Genomic DNA, 19,725 nt, shown 5'->3' on the forward strand with positions numbered 1-19,725 from the left:
CATTAAGAACGACTTTTGAGTGAGGATTGGTAGTCAGAAGGGTATAGTCTCCCATCCCAATCTCGGCTGATTTTTAAACCAGATTCTGTTTTGATGACAGTCATGGCTCCTTTTTTCTCGATTTCTTTTTTGACTTTTCCTTTTTGATCGATAAATTGGATCACCATTTCATAGTTAAATTCAATTCTATCATCGCTTTCATCTGAAGGCGTAAACATAATTTTCTTCAGCTTAATTTGACAATCTTGATCCTTAGCCGCTTCTAATATGCTCGGGAACATGCTGTCTTGTGTATATTCTTGATATTCATGTTCGGTTAAATAAACCTTCAGCTTCTCTTTCATGTCAGATAGGTCATCCGTTCGATTCACTGTGTATTGTGCTTTTTTATAGCTTTCTCCAAATGCTGCTGCCTCTTTTTTAAAGCTCGGTTTACCACAAGCACTCACAATCAATAGTACACTGACGATGACCAACACCATCGCATACCTTTTGTTCACACCATTCGCTCCTTCAAAACAAATTTATGTAAAAAATCATGATCAGAATGTTCATTCTTCTATATATACGTTTCTCTTTTACCATAAGTTTCATCTTTACATAATAAAATAGTCCGGCTTTCTTCAGCCGGACTTTCCGTTTTGAATGTGTGCACAAACAGCTCGATCTTTTCCGTTAATATCTTTGACGATACAGACATCCGCTTTAGGAAATGCCTGCTCAAGAAGCGCTGTGACATCTTGACCTTGCGTATGTCCAATTTCAAAGACAACAACTGCCTGATCACTCAGCACGCTGGGAAGATCATGAACGAGGCGCTGATAAAACCACAAGCCATCACGTCCGTCTGTCAGCGCATTCGCCGGCTCATGCTTTGTCACAACCTCAGACAAACTGTCCATTTCTTCCGCCGCAATGTAGGGTGGATTGGAAATAAATACGTCCACTTTCATGCCTTGAGCTATAACAGGTTCAAGTAAATCCCCATGTAAAAAATGAACGTCTGCACCGAGCGCTTGTTGATTCCGTTTTGCTACCGCAAGTGCTTCTTGCGAGATATCAGTCGCTGTGACAGATAGTGATTTTTTTTCAAGAGCCAGCGTAATCGCAATGGCCCCGCTTCCTGTGCCAACGTCAACTGCTTTGAGCGGCTGATCGGGCGGGAAAACGTCACCTACTAAATGGAGCGCCGCCAAAACAACTTCTTCCGTTTCAGGACGAGGGATGAGAACATGCTTGTTCACCTCGAAAGGACGTCCGTAAAAGAATTCAACTCCCGTTAAATGCTGAACAGGAACACCCGCCTTGTGCTGCGTCACAAATTTGCTGAACAGGTGATCTTGCTCCTCAGGCAGCGAATCATGAAAACGTGCAAGAAGCTCACTTCTGCTCCAGCCAAGTACATGCATCAAAAGAAGCTCTGCTGCATTTTGGTCTCTTCCAGCTTCCATTAACAAAGAAGAAGCCCATTTAAGGGCTTCAAAAATTGTTCGCTCTTTATTTTGCATTTTGAAGCTTTCTTGCTTGGTCTTCCATAATTAATGCATCAATGACCTCGTCAAGTTTTCCTTCTAAAATTTGATCAAGCTTTTGAATCGTCAAACCGATACGGTGATCTGTTACACGGTTTTGCGGGAAGTTGTACGTACGGATACGCTCTGAACGATCCCCTGTTCCAACCGCAGATTTACGCGTTTGATCATATTCAGCCTGTGCTTCACGCTGGAATTTATCATAAATTCTCGCACGCAGTACTTTCATGGCTTTTTCTTTGTTTTTGATTTGCGACTTCTCATCCTGACAGGATACAACCACACCTGTTGGAAGGTGAGTTAATCGAACTGCAGACATGGTCGTATTGACACTTTGTCCGCCAGGTCCGCTAGATGTGAAAGTATCTACACGGATGTCTTTTTCATGGATATCAATTTCAACTTCTTCAGCCTCAGGCAATACAGCAACTGTCGCTGTTGATGTATGAATTCGTCCGCCTGATTCCGTTTCCGGAACACGCTGCACGCGGTGTGCGCCGTTTTCAAATTTCAGTTTGGAGTATGCGCCTTTCCCGCTGATCATAAAGATAATCTCTTTATAACCGCCTGTGCCTGTGACACTCGCTTCCATCACTTCCGTTTTCCAGCCTTGCATTTCAGCATAACGACTGTACATGCGGTAAAGGTTTCCGGCAAAAAGAGCAGCTTCTTCTCCACCCGCTGCACCACGAACCTCCACAATAACGTTTTTGTTGTCATTCGGATCTTTCGGGATCAGCAAGATTTTCAGCTCGTCTTCTAAACGTTCCGTTTCCTCTGTGAGCTCTGAAATTTCTTCTTTGACCATGTCGCGCATCTCGGCATCCAGCTTCTCTTCCAGCATTGCTTTCGCGTCATTCAGCTGGTCGTATGCCGCACGATATTGTCTATATACCTCAACAGTTTCTTGAATATCGGATTGCTCCTTTGAATATTCACGAAGCTTCGTAGGGTCGTTCACCACTTCAGGGTCACTTAAATATTCATTTAGCTTTTCATAGCGTTCTTCAATTGATTTTAAACGGTCTAACATGGTCTTCACCTCTGTTTTGTGCGTAACAGTCTAATTATAGTATAGCGGGGTATGACAGTCAAAAAAATTTCCAAAACAATTGATTTCCTGCAATTTTTCGCTAGAAAACACGATCTTTGGCGATTGGTTACTTGTTTTGTCTAACGTGAAGGAACAGGTCCTCCTTAAAGAGAATGGTACTTGTAATTGAAAAAAGGGAGGGCATTTGGTTTGAATACAAATGAGGTTGCAAAGGAAATTGGTGTTTCTTCAAAGACGATTCAGCGTTGGGTCAAACAGCTCAACATCCCTGTCGCCCGGAATGAACTTGGACATTATGAATTTCATGAAGACATTGTACAGCTGCTCAAAGAGGTCAAACACCAGATGAGTGAAGGTGTAATCCTCCAAGACATTCAACTGCCAATCCATAAGGAAACCGTCCGTCAATCAGCACCTGCTGCCCAAACTGATGTCTCCATACAACGGATTGAAGCATTAGAAAAACAGGTGAAAGAGCTTATTCAGCAGCAATTACACGTCAATGATGCAGAAGACCGCCTGCAAGAGCTTGAACGGAAATTGGCTAAAAAAGCAGATGAAGGTGTATCGTATCAGCTGCTTCAGCACCGCAGAGAAATTGAAGATTTATCCACTAAATTTGACCGCCTCACCGCAGCCTTGAAACAACCATCACAAGTAGAAGAAAAAAAGGAAATTGCACACCCTGACATCAAAAAAAAGCGTGTACTCTTCCCTCTGTTTCATTCATTTCGTTAAGAAAGGCTGCCTCGATAGGCAGCCTTTCTACTATATTATACGGTAAGTGCAATAATGATCGGTAATGTGATGAGTGACATGATGGCACTGATCACAAATGCGGATGCAGTTTCCGCCTCTTGTTTTTCAAATCGTGTTGCGATCATCGCTGCAACAGCTGAACCTGGGAAGGCAACAAGCAATACAGCTTTTGTAATTTCATCAGCCGAAAGACCCATAAGAACGGCAATAAAATACATAAGTAATGGTTGTACAGCTACTTTTAGCAATGCAATACTGAAGGCTGGCAAGCTTAATTTAATTTTTCGGATACCAACAGTGACACCGACTGCGAATAGCGCAACCCCTGATGTAACGCTGCCAATTTCCTCCAACATTTCATGTCCGATTGCAGGAAGTTTAAATCCTAAAAGAACAAGAATGATACTGGCTAACGGCGCAAGTGCAAGCGGCTCTGATAAACCGTGCAAAATTGCTTTTGTCGTCATTTTTAGGAAACTTTCGCCTTCTTTAGCTTTTCCTTTTGTTTTTTCACCGACAGTTGACACAATAATAGCAATTGGATCAAGCAATGCATTTACAACTATTCCGGTAATCGCAATCGGAATTGCGACTTCTTGAGCCCCAAATAAACTGCCCAAGACCGGAATCCCCATAAATGCAAAGGTCGGTTGTGCTGAGTTTAATGAGAAAACAGAAGAATCTGTTAAATCATATTTAAAAGCAAATTTTGTAACTAAAAGGATAATGATATAAAAACCAACGATTCCGAAAATCAATGCAACGAAAAATGGAATTTGACTATAGAATTTATCTTTTGGTGTTGACAGAATACTGGCGATAAAGTGCGCTGGTAAAGCATACTTTGTAACAAGTGTACTTACACCTTTTGCAGATTTAGCGTCATAGCTGCCGAAGTTCCCTGCGAACCAACCCAGCGCGATAACGAAAAAAATCGGTGCTAGGAGGATCAAAATATTTAAAAAGTCCACCTTACTCTTCCTCCTTAAATCCTTTACGTGTTTCTTTTTTTATTGCGGCATTGCTTAAATTACCCGAAGCAATGCCGCGTTACACATTTTATTATGCTCTTACAATTTTTTTATATTCAGGAATCCACATTGCGTCTTTCACAGCTTGTTCGATGTTATCAGGTGTTCTTCTAGCGACACCATCTTTAATTGCTGCTTTCGCTACTTCAACAGCCACATGAATTGACACTTCTTGCAATTTATCAATACTTGGAAGAAGACCAGCACCTGGTTTCTCATGATCAACCATTTCAGCAATTGCATTCGCAGAAGCAACGAACATGCCTTTTGTGATGATTTTTGATTCTGTTACGATTGAACCAAGACCAAGTCCAGGGAAAACGAACGCATTGTTGGATTGTCCGATTTCATGTTCAATTCCGTTATACTCAACGTTTTCGAACGGGCTTCCTGTTGCAACAAGCGCACGGCCGTCAGTCCATTTGAATAGATCCTCTGGCACAGCTTCAGCAAGCGGTGTTGGGTTAGACATTGGCATGATCACTGGACGCTCTGTATGAGCTGCCATTTCTTTAATGATTTCTTCAGTGAATGCGCCGCCTTGACCTGATGTACCGATAAGGATCGTCGGCTTCACCCTGCGAACAGTTTCAGCAAATGAGATTTGTCCTTTTTCATCGCGTGCCCAGCCTTCTACTTCATCAGAAGTACGAAGGTATGGTTTTTGGAAATCAAGCACTTCATCTTCAAATTGATCTGTTAGCAATCCTCTGTAGTCTAATGTCCAGAATGCATTGTTTGCTTCTTCTTCTGTTAGACCTTCAAGAACCATTGTGTCACGCATTTGATCTGCAATTCCGATACCAGCTGATCCAGCTCCGAAGATGACAACACGGTGATCTTTCAATTCAGTACCAGTTTTCTTGACAGCTGCAAGAACACCCGCTAAAGTAATGGCACCAGTACCTTGAATATCATCGTTGAACGTTAAGATGTTATCGTTGTATTTTTTCATGATGTTACGCGCATTTTTGTTTCCAAGGTCTTCCCAGTGAAGCAATGCTTTCGGGAAGAATTTAAGTGCTGCTTTCACGTAAGCATCAATGAATTCTTCGTATTTTTCACCTTGTACACGTTTGTGATGGTTCCCGATGTATAATGGATCATTCAATAATTTTTCATTGTTTGTTCCAACATCTAATACAACTGGAATCACGCGGCTAGGATCAATACCTGCTGCAGCCGTGTAAACAGCTAATTTACCGATTGCGATATTGATACCACCAACACCCCAGTCACCAATTCCAAGAATACTCTCAGAGTCAGTTGCAACGATGAGGTCAATATCTCCAGCAGTTGCGTGCAAGTTTTCAAATGCTTTCTCGATTCCGTCAATATCGTCGATTGAAAGATAGACACCATGAGGTCTTCTGTATTCATGGCTGTATTCTTGAATCGCTTCACCAACAGTTGGTGTGTACACAACTGGAAGCATTTCACGAAGCTTTTCTGTTAGAAGCTTGTAGAACAATACTTCGTTACGGTTTTGCAAATCACTTAAGTATACGTTTTGACGAAGACGATCCGGCTGAGCTAGAAACTGCTTGTACGCTCTTTCTGCTTGCTGTTCTAAAGTTAGAACCGTTGGAGGTAGTAAGCCTTCTAGTCCAAGCTCTTGTCTTTCTTCTTCAGAGAAAGCAACGCCTTTGTTCAACGTTGGAATCGATAATACATCTTTACCTGTCAAAGTGGTTTCGAGGTACCCTTCTTTTGTTTTCTTCACGTTGTTCATCAAAAACTACCCTCTTTCTAAAATATAAATAAAGTGAACTATTAATCCAAAGAACGATTAAGGAGAAAAATCCTTAATCAAAAAAATTATGACAAGAAATCGAACTTTTCGTTTAAATGCTTTACACTACAGTTAGTCATTTTATGCCTGCTTATGACAAAACGCAAGCGTTGAAAATTAGATAATTTAATCGTAGTGTTATTTAATTTATTTAAGTACAAATGATGGGTGTTCAGCCAAAATCTCGAAAAACGAAACACAGCGGCATTTGCTATTTTTTATTTGTCAAGTGTTGTACCAACATCAAGTCTTGGTACTTCATGGTGATGTCTGCATCGTGCTTCGTATGATTCCTGCGCACCTACTAAAATAATAGGATCATCATAGGATGCGGGTTTACCGTCGATCAAGCGTTGTGTTCTACTCGCTGGGGAGCCGCATACCGAACAAACTGCTTGAAGTTTTGTTACAAGCTCTGCACATGCCATTAAATGCGGAACAACACCAAATGGCTCTCCTCTGAAGTCTTGATCCAGGCCTGCAACAATGACTCGGTAGCCTTGGTCAGCCAATTGAGTGACAATGTCAATGATTGTCTCATCAAAAAATTGCACCTCATCAATGCCAATGACATCGGTTCTTTCTGATATGTGCGTTATTATGTCTTTTGGTGAGGCTACTGCAATCCCATCTAATGATGAACCGTTATGTGACACAACTGAGCTTGTACTATATCGGTTATCAATTGCTGGTTTGAATATTTTTACTTCTTGTTTGGCAAAGGTGGCCCTTTTGGCTCTCCGAATCAATTCTTCCGACTTTCCAGAAAACATACTGCCGCAGATGACTTCAAGCCAACCGCTTTGTTTCATCACATACATAAGGTCTTCTCCCCCGTTTTAAAGTTCCATCAATCCACGTAAAAAAACAGGCAAGAACGGATTCCTGCCTGTTTATTGTATCTATTATTACTTAAGACCGTATTTTTTGTTAAAGCGGTCAACACGTCCATCAGCAGAAGCGAATTTTTGACGGCCTGTATAGAAAGGATGGCACTCAGAGCAAATCTCGATGCGTACCTCTTCTTTTACTGATCCAGTTTCAAACTCATTTCCACAAGCGCATTTGACTGTAGCTTTTTTGTAGTTAGGATGAATTCCTGTTTTCATCTACTGTCATCTCCTTCCGCCCTGAATCCAATTCGGAAACAGAGTTAATATCTCAGAAATAAATTCTGAAACGCACATGATAAAATTATAACAGTGTGAGTCTATGATTGCAAATGTATTTTTTCAGGGAAGCTATCTTCTTGATGCAGACATATTGGCTTGTTTCCATTCTTGCGTTAAAATATCGAAAAATTCTTGGTTTGTCTTTGTTTTTCTCATTTTGCGCATGAACTTCTCAGCGAAGTCAGGTGTATCTGACATCGATTTTCTCATCGCCCATAAACGATCAAGATGCTCTTTTGGCACAAGCAGTTCTTCTTTTCTCGTACCAGAACGGCGAATGTCGATCGCAGGGAAAATTCTTCTTTCGGCCAAAGAACGGTCCAAATGAAGCTCCATGTTTCCAGTTCCTTTAAACTCCTCATAAATCACGTCATCCATACGTGATCCTGTATCAACAAGTGCAGTGGCTAAAATCGTCAAGCTTCCGCCTTCTTCAATGTTACGCGCAGCACCAAAGAAGCGTTTTGGACGATGAAAAGCCGCAGGATCAATACCGCCTGAAAGCGTTCGGCCGCTTGGCGGAATCACAAGGTTGTATGCACGAGCAAGCCTTGTGATGCTGTCCATTAAGATGATGACATCTTTCTTATGTTCAACAAGACGCATAGCACGCTCTAAGACAAGCTCTGCTACTTTAATGTGGTTTTCCGGTACTTCGTCAAAGGTTGAACTAACAACATCCCCTGCAACAGAACGTTCGATATCTGTTACTTCTTCTGGGCGTTCGTCAATCAAAAGGACAATCAGCTCTGCCTCTGGGTGATTTTCAGAAATGCTGTTGGCAATTTCTTTAAGCAAAATGGTTTTTCCAGCCTTAGGCGGTGCAACGATTAAACCACGCTGTCCAAATCCAACTGGCGCCATCATGTCCATAATTCTAGTAGACAGGTGATTAGGCTGTGTTTCAAGAATCATTTGGCGGTCAGGAAATAGCGGTGTGAGTGCAGGAAAGTGAACACGTTCCTTTGCTGATTCTGGGTCGTCCCCATTTACCGCTTCTACATGAAGGAGGCCATAGTAGCGTTCATTTTCTTTTGGAGGTCGTACCTTTCCAGACACTTTATCTCCATTTCGTAAATCAAAGCGTCTGATTTGTGAAGCTGAAATATAAATGTCTTCAGAACTTGGGGAGTAGTTAATCGGTCTTAAGAAACCAAATCCCTCAGACTGAATAATTTCAAGAACCCCTTCCATAAATAAGAGATCCTCTTGCTCAGCGTTCGCCTTTAAGATGGCAAAAATTAATTCTTTTTTTGTTAGTTTGCTGTAATAAGAGATTTTGTATCGCTTTGCTAACTCATACAGCTCTTTTAATTTCATATTTTCCAAAGATGAAATCGAAACATCTTTCAATATGGACACCACACTTTTCTAGTCAATGTATTTCTTTACAAATGCATGACCATTGTATTTGATTAGCTTTTAATTCCGTTGTTGTTGGAATGACCTCGCTCTGATGGTAACGCTCCCACTCGTTTTATCGTGAAAGATAGGAACAATGTGAAATAGAGCTTTGTCAACATAGAGAAGGATAATGAGTATATCGTCATGATGCGGCAGTATTTAAACTTGTTGAAGCTTAAAAGAAGTAAATTCGCAGAAAATTTCGCAGCACTCTTTAGTTTTACCTCATTTGCAGAGAATATTCAACTTTTAAAAGAAAATGATATACATTTGACACCTATATGAAAAGCGGGTAATGAATACCCGCTTTCAGATTACGGACGAATGACAAGATTCGGTTTTTTCTTTAAGCTGTGTCTGCCGTCTACGAAACGAACCGTACCTGATTTCGCACGCATGACAACACTATGTGTTGTTCCAACAGAGCCTTTGAATTGAACACCTTTAAGTAATTCGCCGTCCGTTACACCTGTCGCTGCAAAAATGGCGTCATCTCCTTTTACGAGATCTTCCATTCTGAGGACTTTCCCAACATCCAGCCCCATTTTCTCACAGCGTCTGAGTTCTTCTTCACTTTGAGGAAGAAGCTTACCATGAATTTCGCCACCAAGTGCCTTTAACGCAACAGCAGAAAGGACACCCTCAGGCGCTCCGCCTGAACCAAATAGAATATCAACACCTGTGTGATCAAATGCTGTATTAATGGCTCCTGCAACGTCACCATCGTCGATCAGTTTAATTCTTGCTCCTGCTTCTCTCAGTTCAGCAATAATTTTCTCATGTCGATCTCTGTTTAAAATCGTTGCAACCACATCTTCAATATCTTTGTTTTTTGCTTTTGCAACAGCGCGAAGATTATCAATGACAGGCGCTTCAATGTCGATGCAGCCTACCGCTTCTGGACCTACTGCGATCTTATCCATGTACATATCAGGTGCATTCAGCAGGTTGCCATGATCTGCAACTGCAATAACAGCTAAGGCATTCCAGCCGCCGCTTGCCACAATGTTTGTTCCTTCTAATGGATCAACAGCGACATCCACGCGAGGTCCATATCCGTTCCCAAGCTTTTCCCCAATATAAAGCATTGGTGCTTCGTCCATTTCTCCTTCGCCAATGACCACTGTCCCCTTCATCGGAATGGTGTCAAATACATCACGCATTGCACTTGTTGCAGCATCATCCGCTTCGTCTTTTAATCCTCTTCCCATCCAACGGGCAGATTTTAATGCAGCTGCTTCTGTCACCCGTACTAGTTCCATCGATAAACTTCTTTCCATTTTTGTCCAAATCTCCTCTCACAGTCAAAGCCTTATGAATTTTGAAGTTCTTCTATTTCTTGGTCATTCAGCTTTTCACGCCAGATGGTTGCACCCAAGCCTTCAAGCTTCTTCTCAAGCAAACTATATCCTCTGTCTATATGTTCAAGCCCTGTGATTTCGGTCACACCGTCTGCCATTAACCCTGCGACAACAAGACAAGCGCCTGCACGCAGATCACTTGCTTTGACCTTTGCTCCTTGGAGCTGCGTTTGTCCGGTAATAATAGCAGATCTTCCTTCGACCTTCATGTTTGCACCCATTCGACGCAATTCGTCAATGTGCTTAAAGCGTGCTGAGTAGATCGTATCTGTGACCACACTCGTTCCTTTCGCTTTTGTTAACAGTGCCGTCATCGGCTGCTGAAGGTCAGTTGGAAAGCCCGGATACACAAGGGTTTTGATATCGACAGGCTTGAGTCCTTCGTTTCTGCCAACGATCAGCATCTGATCGTTGCTCGTTTCAATGGTGAACCCCATTTCTCTAAGTTTCGCCGTAATTGATTCTAAATGAGTTGGGATCACATTATCAAGTACAACTTCATCCCCCATCGCTGCACCAGCTATTAAAAATGTTCCTGCTTCGATGCGGTCAGGGATGATTGAATGCTTACAGCCATGAAGAGATTCTACACCTTCGATTCGAATGACATCGGTACCCGCACCTTTGATTTTAGCTCCCATGCTTGCAAGCAGTGTCGCTACATCAATAATTTCGGGTTCCTTTGCAGCATTTTCAATCACGGTTTTTCCTTCAGCCAGTACGGCTGCCAGCATGATGTTGATCGTCGCACCTACACTGACAACATCAAGATAAATCCGGGCTCCGACTAATTTTTCAGCACGCAAATAAATTGCACCCTGCTCGTTTGTCACCTCGGCTCCAAGTGCTTCAAAGCCTTTGATATGCTGATCGATCGGCCTAGGTCCTAAGTGGCATCCTCCTGGCAGTCCGATGACAGCCTGCTTAAATCTGCCCAGCATGGCGCCCATTAAATAATAGGATGCACGCAGTTTCTTCACTTTTCCATTAGGAAGCGGCATACTAATCATGGAAACAGGATTAACAACCATTTCACCTTTTTCAAAAGTGACCTTTCCGCCAATTTCTTCTAACAGATCCCGTAATGTGTCGATATCTGATATATGCGGAAGGCCTTCAATGGTTACTGGAGAATCAGCGAGAATCGTGGCAGGAATCAGTGCTACAGCACTATTTTTCGCACCACTAATATGTACGGTCCCGCGCAAGGGATCACCGCCGGCAATGTTTAACTTTTCCATATTTGTCTCCCTTCTTAAAGAAGATCACTGTTGGAGTTATACTGTTTGTGGATGTCGCGCTTTAAAAGGTCTTGTCCAAAATTTAGCCAATATCAAGAGAAAGAATACAGGTTAAACGAAATTTGTCGGAAGAAAAATAATCGAAGCTTTGCGAGGCTGTGATGTTCTCTTCTTTGCACAAAACATTTCTTAGCGTTTATAAGGAAAACTATGGCAAACGAGAGACGATCCCGCCTGCCACAATTATTTATTTATTCCAGTCTGCTAAAAATTGCTCAATGCCTGCATCCGTTAATGGGTGTTTCGTCAGCTGCTTGATGACTTTCAGCGGCATAGTGCCGATATGAGCACCTCTAAGCGCAGCTTCTGTCACATGCTGCGGATGACGAATAGATGCAGCAATGATTTGTGTATCTAATCCATGAACATCAAAAATAGTTTTCACTTCGCTGATGAGATCAAGACCATTTTGGCCAATGTCATCTAAGCGGCCAAGGAATGGAGAGACATACGTCGCACCAGCTCTAGCTGCAAGAAGTGCCTGGTTTGCACTAAAAATCAATGTGACGTTTGTTTTAATTCCAAGGTCTGTTAATGCTTTGACAGCTTTAAGGCCATCTGTAGACATTGGAATTTTGACCGTAATATTTGGTGCGATGGCAGCAAGCTCTTTTCCTTCTTCAATCATTTCCTCTGCTTTTAGGGAAATCACTTCTGCACTGACAGAACCTGATACCACGTCAGTGATTTCGCGAAGGCGGTCGTGGAATGATACGTCCTTTTCTTTCGCTACTAAACTAGGGTTTGTTGTGACGCCTGCTAAAATGCCAAGCTCGTGCGCCTCTTTGATGTCCTCAATATTCGCTGTATCTACGAAAAATAACATAACTGTGCCACTCTCCTATCAATAAATTGTCTGAAATGTAAATTTGATTGCGCTTTCTCAAGATATGGAGAAAACCGCCTGTGACTCAGGCGGCTTTCGGTTCTCATCAAATTATGCTTGGTTAGAAGAACCAAATTCGCGCATTTTGCCGATAACAGTCGCTTTAATTGCGTCACGAGCTGGTCCAAGATATTTACGTGGATCATACTCTTCTGTTTTTGCAGCAAGTGTTTCGCGTACTGCTTTCGCAGAAGCAATTTGGTTTTCAGTGTTGACATTGATTTTTGCTGTACCAAGTGAAATTGCACGCTTGATGTCAGCAGTTGGGATACCTGTTCCGCCGTGAAGAACAAGTGGAAGACCAGTTGTTTTACCGATTTCTTCCATTTCAGCGAAACCAAGGTTTGGTTCACCTTTGTACGGACCATGTACTGAACCTAATGCAGGTGCAAGGCAGTCAATACCAGTGCGTTCTACAAGCTCTTGGCACTCTTTTGGATCAGCATAAATAACGCCTTCAGCGATGACGTCATCTTCTTGCCCACCAACAGTTCCAAGTTCAGCTTCTACAGACACACCATGGAAATGTGCAAGTTCAACGACTTTCGCAGTTGTTTCCACATTCTCATCGAATGGGTGGTGAGAAGCATCGATCATGACAGAAGTAAATCCTGCATGAATCGCTTTTGCACAAGATTCAAAGCTTGAACCGTGATCTAAATGAATCGCAACAGGAACTGTTACATTATATTCTTCGATTAACGCTTTAACCATTGCGACAACTGTTTTGAAGCCGCCCATGTAGCGTCCTGCTCCTTCAGATACTCCTAAGATAACAGGAGATTTCTCTTCTTCAGCAGCTTGTAAAATCGCTTGCGTGAATTCTAAGTTATTTAAGTTAAACTGTCCAACAGCGTAACCTTTTTCCTTTGCGTCTTTCAACATTTCTGTCATTGAAACTAAAGGCATGATGAAAAATCCTCCCTATGTAGCTAATTTGCTTGCTAAAAAAAGCTCTCCACCCTAGCATGACCAGAATTTCTCGCCATATGTAAACTTTCAAAGTCAGATCGCTTTCTTCTTCCTTTCTAGGATACCAATTATTCGACAAATCGGCAACAGAATGACTCGATTCAATCATTTCCATCTAGCCATTTGTTTCAAGCGGCAGGTATTCTTTGACAGCATCTCGGATTTCATCAATATCAAAAGGTTTAGCGAAGTGCGTCAATGCACCGAGTTCTTTGGATTCTTGGATCATATCTAACTCGCCATAGGCTGTCATAATGATGACACGGATGTCTTCATCAATTAATTTCATCCGTTTTAAAATTTCGATACCATCCATTCCGGGGATTTTCATATCAAGCAGGACAAGGTTCGGTCTATGGTTTTTCACAATATCTAATGCCTGTAGTCCATTGGCAGCTTGGAAGGTTTGATAGCCTTCTTTATGAAACACTTCATTCAATAATATTCTAATACCGTACTGATCATCGACAATTAAAATTTTCTCATTCATCTGTTACACCCCATTGCTTTCATTTTTCGCCATAAAAAGAGCTGTTGTTAAATAATTCTGTTTGATTTTCACATTTCCTTTAATTATAATAGTTTACTTTACGACATTTTCTGAGCATTTTTCCTAATATTCTCTTTATATTCTATTATAAAATGATCTGACCGAAGGAGGAAATGAGTCTTGTTAAAAATTTTTACGACCCAGTTATCAGGTATTTTTTCACGTATTGGAGAAAAACAGGCTGAAGCGATTGAGGACGGTGCACGCCTTCTTGCACAGGCTGTTGTCAGTGGACATGCCGTTTATTTTCACGGAAAGAATGAACTGGCTGCTGTCGCCCTAGAGGCATCTGAAAGCAAGGAGCCGTTTCCCGGTGCGAAGGTGCTGCCGCTCGATCAAAAGGAGCGCAGCTTACTTCATCCAAGTGACAGGGTGCTGCTATTTTATTCAGACCCAGAAGATCAGGAAATTCAATCTCTTGCAAAAGAACTGCACGAACAAGGTACGCCCGTTGTTGGTGTAGGGCCGGCACAAAAGGAGCCGTCTACGATTGAAGAGCATTGTGATGTCCACATTGATTTCCAGCTCAAGAAACCGCTTGTGCCCGCTGAAGATGGGACAAGGTTTGGTTATCCTGCTTTAATGACCTGCTTATACGTCTACCACGCTCTATCGTTTACTGTGAAGGAAATCGTCGAGGAATATGAATAAAAAAACTGCCGAGAAGTGATATTCCCGGCAGTTTTTTGTTTTATTTTGATTCAGATGCTTGAAGTGAAGCACCAACGAAATCTCTAAATAATGGCTGTGGTCTTGTCGGTCTTGAAACGAATTCTGGGTGGAACTGAGAAGCAAGGAACCAAGGGTGATCCTTCAGCTCGATAATTTCAACAAGACGTCCATCTGGGCTTGTACCAGAGAAGACAAAGCCTGCTGCTTCCATTTGCTGTCTGTATTCGTTATTAAACTCGTAGCGATGGCGGTGGCGTTCGTAGACCACTTCGTCATTGTATGCAGCAAATGCTTTTGAGTCTTCATTTAATTTACAAGGGTATAGACCGAGACGAAGTGTTCCGCCTAGATCATCTACATCCTTCTGTTCTGGAAGAAGGTCAATGATTGGGAATGCTGTTTCAGGGTCAATTTCCGCTGAATGAGCTCCCTCAAGGCCTAATACGTTTCTCGCGTATTCGATAGATGCCACTTGCATTCCTAAGCAGATTCCGAAGAATGGCACTTTGTTTTCACGGGCATATTGTGTAGCAATGATTTTCCCTTCTACTCCGCGGTCTCCGAAGCCTCCAGGAACAATAATGCCGTCCACATCTTGTACGAAATCAGCGATATTCTCTGCTGTCACTTCTTCTGCATTGATCCATTTAATTTGAACATCTGCATCAAACGCATAACCAGCATGACGAAGTGATTCAACGACAGAAATATAAGCATCTTGCAGCTCAACATACTTCCCTACAAGACCAATTGTGACTTGTTTCGAAAGGTTTTGCACTTTATCAACAAGCGCTGTCCACTCCGTCATGTCCGCATCTTGGCAGTCAAGTTTCATATGTTCACATACTAGCTTGTCCAGCCCTTGTTTTTGTAAATCAAGCGGAATGGAGTATAGCGTGTCTGCATCCTGACATTCGATAACAGCTTTTGTATCAATATCACAAAATAGCGCAATTTTGTCCTTCATATCTTGTGCCAATGGCATTTCCGTTCTGACCACAATGACATTTGGCTGAATACCAAGACTGCGAAGTTCTTTCACACTATGCTGTGTTGGTTTTGTTTTCAATTCACCTGCTGCACGGATGTAAGGAACAAGGGTACAATGAATGTACATCACGTTTTCACGGCCGATGTCACTCTTCATTTGACGAATGGCTTCAAGGAATGGAAGGGATTCGATATCTCCTACTGTTCCGCCGATTTCTGTAATGACCACATCTGCACCCGTTTCTTTTCCGGCACGGTACACACGGTCTTTGATTTCATTTGTAATGTGGGGAATGACCTGTACTGTTCCACCTAAGTAGTCACCGCGGCGCTCTTTCTTCAGAACAGTAGAGTAGATTTTACCAGTTGTGACGTTGCTGTACTTATTTAAGTTAATATCAATGAAACGCTCGTAGTGACCTAAGTCAAGGTCTGTTTCAGCACCATCATCTGTGACAAAAACTTCACCGTGCTGGTATGGACTCATTGTCCCTGGGTCTACGTTGATGTATGGATCGAATTTTTGAATGGTGACATCCATCCCTCTATTTTTCAGAAGGCGGCCTAACGATGCAGCCGTGATTCCTTTTCCAAGTGAGGAAACAACTCCTCCTGTTACAAAAATATACTTTGTCATTTCGTATGCTCCTCTCTTTTTTACCCTTGCATGTCTAGACATGCACAGCTTCATCCTTTTTAGAGTGTATCCCTAAATCTCTTGAAAAATAAGAAAGCTCCCTTTCAAATAAATGAAAGGGAGCGTAAATGAACGTATCTTTACGTACTCTTTTTTAGAGAGCCCAAAATACATACTACATAGTTCGCTCTCGAAAGTCAAGACGGTTTTGTCCTGTTTTGAAGACCGGTTTGAGAGGGTTATTTGTCTTCCTCATCATCGTCTAAATCGTCTTCATCAATCTCCGTTAAGCCGTCATCATCTTCATCGTCATCTTCGTCGAAGTCTTCAAGATCTTCTTCAATTTCTTCATCATCGTCTAGGTCGAGATCATCGTCGTCTTCAACAAGGTCAAGGTCTTCTTCAAGCTCGTCGATTTCTTCTTCCTCTTCGATCTCATCGAAGTCGTCTTCAACGACAGCTGCTTTTGATTTTTTCTTTTTCGCTTTTGTTTTCACAGCTGGCTGAACTTCTTCTTCGATTTGATCAACTGGATACCAGCTGCGAAGTCCCCATCTCTGATCACCTAACGAAATAAAGCGGCCATCTATATTTAAGTCTGTATAAAATTGAGCAAGTCGATCATCAAGATCGGATTTTTGTATTCCTTGCAAACGGATAATTTCATCTATTAACTCGGAAAACGTAATTGGTGTTTTGCTGTCTCTGAAAATTTCATAAGCAAGTTCAACTAAAGACATTTGTTTGAGCTGTTCCTGTGAGTATTCTTTCAAACTCAAGGTCAGACACTCCCTTTCTATTACATGTATGTATCCATTTATCAGTGAAATAATAAGTATTTATACCTTATTCTTACGACAAACCATACCTCTCATTATAAACAAATTGGGGGAGTTTATGCCACCTTTATTGATGTTAATTTTTGATTTTTCTCACGGGGAGCACCTAGAGTGGGTACGGCATGCTTTTTGTCGTTCAGTTTTTTCTCGTCTGTTTTAAAATGGGATGTTCTGAATGAGTGAGACAACGACAGGAATCGTGAATAACATTCCAGCAGACATGAGTACGATTAGTTTTCTCCGGCTGTTTTCTTTTTCTTCCTGCTTTTTTGGAGATTTCGAAAGCTCCGCGGACACCATGATCCAGATCACCATCGTGACGATTGCCAAAATGCCCATAAATGTTGAGTTCATCATCATAACCTCCATATTGATATTTTCCCTAATTTTAACATAACATGATGATATGGATGAACATTAACAATACGCTTACGTTTGAAAACTGCATGACGAACGAAAACAGACCACCTCACGTTCAGGCGGTCTATGCTTGTTTTCTACATATCTAGCAGTTTCCTTGAGATGACCAGGCGCTGGATTTCCTGAGTTCCTTCATAAATTTGAGTGATTTTCGCATCACGCATGTATCGTTCGACTGGGTAATCCTTTGTGTAGCCGTACCCGCCGAAGATTTGAACCGCCTCTGTCGTCACCTTCATCGCTGTATCACCAGCAAAGAGCTTGGACATGGCTGATTCCTTCCCATACGGGAGGCCTTTCGTTTCGAGCCATGCCGCCTGGTAAGTAAGCAGCCTTGATGCTTCAATCGCTGTGGCCATATCAGCCAGTTTAAAGGCGATCCCTTGCTGCTGAATGATTGGTTTGCCAAATTGTTTACGCTCCTTGGCATAATCAACCGCCACATCAAGAGCACCTTGCGCAATCCCAACCGCCTGTGCAGCAATGCCGTTTCTGCCGCCATCGAGTGTCATCATGGCTATTTTGAACCCTTCTCCTTCTAGACCGAGCCGGTTCCTTTCATGAATTCGGCAATCTTCAAATCGAATTTCAGTTGTTGGCGATGAACGTATGCCCAGTTTGCTTTCCTTTTTGCCAACAGAAAAACCAGGTGTCTCTTTTTCTACAATAAAAGCAGTTGTATTTCGAGACGAAGCTTCTTGGTCTGTGACGGCAAACACAATATAATAATCTGCAATGCCTCCATTTGTAATAAAAATTTTCGCCCCGTTCAGGACGTATTCACTGCCTGCCTTTACGGCCGTTGTCTTCATTCCGCCGGCATCTGAACCAGAACCGCTCTCGGTGAGCGCGTATGCTCCTATCTTCTGCCCTTTTGCAAGCGGCTTTAAGTATTTCTCTTTTTGTTCCTTTGTTCCGAATGTATAGATTGGCCATGAAGCAAGAGATGTATGAGCGGACAGGGTGACGCCTGTAGAGGCGCACACTCTTGAAAGCTCCTCAACTGCTATGACGTAGGCTAAATAGTCACTGCCAATTCCGCCCACGTCTTCCGGCCAAGGGATACCCGTTAAACCTAGCTCCGCCATTTTGCGGAAAATAGATGGATCATATGTCTCTGTTTCGTCTCGTTCTGCTGCTGTTGGCTCCACTTCATTTTTCGCAAAGTCTCTCACCATTTTTTGAATCATTTCATGTTCATCACTTAATTGGAACTGCATCGTGAGCCACCTCGTTTCATATTAGCTGTTTACAGATGACCAGCCTTTGAATTTCACTTGTTCCTTCATAGATTTCACAAATTTTCGCATCACGAAAGTAACGTTCTGCTTGATAGCGATTCGTATAACCATCCATGCCTAGCAAATGGATCGCTTCTGTACTGATCTCCACCGCCGTTTTTGACGCAAATAGCTTTGCCATTGATGCTTCCTTTGTGACCGGTCGATTTGCCTCTTTGAAAGAAGCCGCTTGATAGACGAGCAGTTTTGCCGCCTCAAGCTTCGCCGCCAAATCGCCCAGCCGAATGGTTGTTTCAAGACCTGCTGGATGCTGCTTTAAATAGACCACTGCCTCGGTTAAAGCGGCTTCTGCAATGCCAAGGCTTTGAGCCGCAATTCCGATTCTCCCTGCATTTAAGCTGGACATGGCAATTTGAAAGCCCTCTCCTTCTGCACCGAGCAGCTGATCTTTTGGAATCCGCACGCCATCAAAATGAAGCGTGACTGTTTTTGAACCGTGCAGTCCCATCTTTTTCTCATCTTTTCCAATCGTAAATCCCGGCGTATCTTTCTCGACAATGAACGCCGATATATTTTTTCTCGCAGAAGCCGGATCGGTCACCGCAAAGACAAGATACAGTTCTGCTTCTCCGCCGCTTGTGATAAAGATTTTCGTCCCATTTAATACATAATCGCCGCCCATCCGCTCTGCTCTTAACTGAATACTTGAGGCATCTGATCCAGCCTTTGGTTCAGTCAGACAAAAGGCGCCCAACTTCTTCCCGGATGCAAGCGGCGGCACATAAGTTTCTTTTTGTTCCTTCGTTCCAAAAGTCAAAATAGGCATCGTCACAACAGATGTATGAACGGACACAATGACACCGATGGTCGCACTCACTTTCGATAATTCATGGATTGCAATGATATACGTTGTAAAATCTGCTCCTAAGCCTTGATACGAAGCTGGTATTGGAATCCCTAGATAGCCTTGCCGCCCCATTTCACTTAAAAGGGTGTTTGGAAACCGGCCTTGTTCCATGGCTTCTACTTCAGGGAATATACGCTGGCGTGCAAATTTTGCTGTCTGTTCTCTCCAGAGACGCTGTTGATCCGTAAGCAAAACATCCATCTTG

The 19,725-nt window shown here is 42.4% G+C and carries 20 protein-coding genes; 2 read left to right on the forward strand and 18 right to left on the reverse strand.

Translation table 11 applies throughout. The features are described from left to right. Positions 1-2: 2 nt before the first annotated feature. From NSS65_RS17620 to prfA, 3 genes are all read right to left on the reverse strand, one after another. A complete protein-coding gene (locus tag NSS65_RS17620) occupies positions 3-482 on the reverse strand; it encodes a hypothetical protein (protein WP_024423739.1) in 480 nt (159 codons plus the stop codon). A 141-nt stretch (positions 483-623) separates the two neighbouring features. Next, positions 624-1,508, reverse strand: a complete 885-nt coding sequence (gene prmC, locus NSS65_RS17625) for a peptide chain release factor N(5)-glutamine methyltransferase (protein WP_061110191.1) — start codon at positions 1,506-1,508, stop codon at positions 624-626. Further along, the gene (gene prfA, locus NSS65_RS17630) at positions 1,498-2,565 is read right to left on the reverse strand and encodes a peptide chain release factor 1 (RefSeq protein ID WP_034281226.1); all 1,068 of its coding nucleotides are present in this window, start codon (positions 2,563-2,565) and stop codon (positions 1,498-1,500) included. Before prfA ends, prmC begins: the two co-directional genes overlap by 11 nt. Before the next feature lie 210 nt (positions 2,566-2,775). Between prfA and racA the strand changes: the two genes are divergently transcribed. Beyond that, entirely contained in the window at positions 2,776-3,324 is a 549-nt protein-coding gene (gene racA / locus NSS65_RS17635) for a chromosome-anchoring protein RacA (protein WP_034281227.1), read from the forward strand. Between the two features lie 35 nt (positions 3,325-3,359). Here racA and NSS65_RS17640 read toward each other — a convergent pair whose 3' ends face one another. The 10 genes from NSS65_RS17640 to NSS65_RS17685 all read right to left on the reverse strand — a co-directional run bounded on the left by NSS65_RS17640 (position 3,360) and on the right by NSS65_RS17685 (position 13,754). Further along, positions 3,360-4,316, reverse strand: coding sequence for an AEC family transporter (locus NSS65_RS17640; protein ID WP_024423743.1), 957 nt, complete (start codon positions 4,314-4,316; stop codon positions 3,360-3,362). A gap of 91 nt (positions 4,317-4,407) precedes the next feature. Beyond that, positions 4,408-6,108, reverse strand: a complete 1,701-nt coding sequence (malS, locus tag NSS65_RS17645) for an oxaloacetate-decarboxylating malate dehydrogenase (RefSeq protein ID WP_034281228.1) — start codon at positions 6,106-6,108, stop codon at positions 4,408-4,410. Positions 6,109-6,386: 278 nt separating this feature from the next. Continuing rightward, the gene (locus tag NSS65_RS17650) at positions 6,387-6,989 is read right to left on the reverse strand and encodes a thymidine kinase (protein WP_024423745.1); all 603 of its coding nucleotides are present in this window, start codon (positions 6,987-6,989) and stop codon (positions 6,387-6,389) included. Between the two features lie 87 nt (positions 6,990-7,076). Further along, positions 7,077-7,277 carry a 50S ribosomal protein L31 gene (gene rpmE / locus NSS65_RS17655; RefSeq protein ID WP_003215407.1) on the reverse strand — a complete coding sequence of 67 codons (201 nt, stop codon included), beginning with the start codon at positions 7,275-7,277 and terminating at the stop codon, positions 7,077-7,079. Between the two features lie 132 nt (positions 7,278-7,409). Further along, a complete protein-coding gene (gene rho / locus NSS65_RS17660; RefSeq protein WP_008354975.1) occupies positions 7,410-8,693 on the reverse strand; it encodes a transcription termination factor Rho in 1,284 nt (427 codons plus the stop codon). 365 nt (positions 8,694-9,058) lie between these two features. Next, positions 9,059-10,024, reverse strand: a complete 966-nt coding sequence (gene glpX, locus NSS65_RS17665; protein ID WP_012011567.1) for a class II fructose-bisphosphatase — start codon at positions 10,022-10,024, stop codon at positions 9,059-9,061. A gap of 32 nt (positions 10,025-10,056) precedes the next feature. Continuing rightward, a complete protein-coding gene (locus NSS65_RS17670) occupies positions 10,057-11,346 on the reverse strand; it encodes a UDP-N-acetylglucosamine 1-carboxyvinyltransferase (RefSeq protein WP_024423746.1) in 1,290 nt (429 codons plus the stop codon). Positions 11,347-11,593: 247 nt separating this feature from the next. Continuing rightward, a complete protein-coding gene (gene fsa / locus NSS65_RS17675) occupies positions 11,594-12,232 on the reverse strand; it encodes a fructose-6-phosphate aldolase (RefSeq protein ID WP_326135240.1) in 639 nt (212 codons plus the stop codon). 111 nt (positions 12,233-12,343) lie between these two features. Continuing rightward, positions 12,344-13,201 (reverse strand): class II fructose-bisphosphate aldolase, encoded by an 858-nt coding sequence (locus tag NSS65_RS17680; protein WP_024423748.1) that lies wholly within the window; start codon positions 13,199-13,201, stop codon positions 12,344-12,346. Between the two features lie 178 nt (positions 13,202-13,379). Further along, positions 13,380-13,754: a response regulator gene (locus tag NSS65_RS17685; protein ID WP_003214681.1), complete on the reverse strand. Its 375-nt coding sequence runs from the start codon at positions 13,752-13,754 to the stop codon at positions 13,380-13,382. 180 nt (positions 13,755-13,934) lie between these two features. On the opposite strand from NSS65_RS17685, the gene NSS65_RS17690 reads away from it, so the two are divergent. Beyond that, entirely contained in the window at positions 13,935-14,465 is a 531-nt protein-coding gene (locus tag NSS65_RS17690) for a DUF2529 domain-containing protein (protein ID WP_046312941.1), read from the forward strand. Positions 14,466-14,505: 40 nt separating this feature from the next. On the opposite strand, the gene pyrG is transcribed toward NSS65_RS17690, so the two are convergent. From pyrG to NSS65_RS17715, 5 genes are all read right to left on the reverse strand, one after another. Beyond that, a complete protein-coding gene (gene pyrG, locus NSS65_RS17695) occupies positions 14,506-16,113 on the reverse strand; it encodes a CTP synthase (glutamine hydrolyzing) (protein WP_034281230.1) in 1,608 nt (535 codons plus the stop codon). Positions 16,114-16,352: 239 nt separating this feature from the next. Next, positions 16,353-16,892, reverse strand: a complete 540-nt coding sequence (gene rpoE / locus NSS65_RS17700) for a DNA-directed RNA polymerase subunit delta (RefSeq protein ID WP_034281231.1) — start codon at positions 16,890-16,892, stop codon at positions 16,353-16,355. 216 nt (positions 16,893-17,108) lie between these two features. Continuing rightward, a complete protein-coding gene (locus tag NSS65_RS17705; RefSeq protein WP_034281233.1) occupies positions 17,109-17,306 on the reverse strand; it encodes a hypothetical protein in 198 nt (65 codons plus the stop codon). A 143-nt stretch (positions 17,307-17,449) separates the two neighbouring features. Beyond that, the gene (locus NSS65_RS17710) at positions 17,450-18,592 is read right to left on the reverse strand and encodes an acyl-CoA dehydrogenase (protein ID WP_061110195.1); all 1,143 of its coding nucleotides are present in this window, start codon (positions 18,590-18,592) and stop codon (positions 17,450-17,452) included. 16 nt (positions 18,593-18,608) lie between these two features. Beyond that, positions 18,609-19,721, reverse strand: coding sequence for an acyl-CoA dehydrogenase family protein (locus NSS65_RS17715; protein ID WP_268481150.1), 1,113 nt, complete (start codon positions 19,719-19,721; stop codon positions 18,609-18,611). Between the last annotated feature and the right edge of the window lie 4 nt (positions 19,722-19,725).

This window comes from Bacillus sp. FSL K6-1006 (genome assembly GCF_038593175.1).
Classification (GTDB): domain Bacteria; phylum Bacillota; class Bacilli; order Bacillales; family Bacillaceae; genus Bacillus; species Bacillus safensis.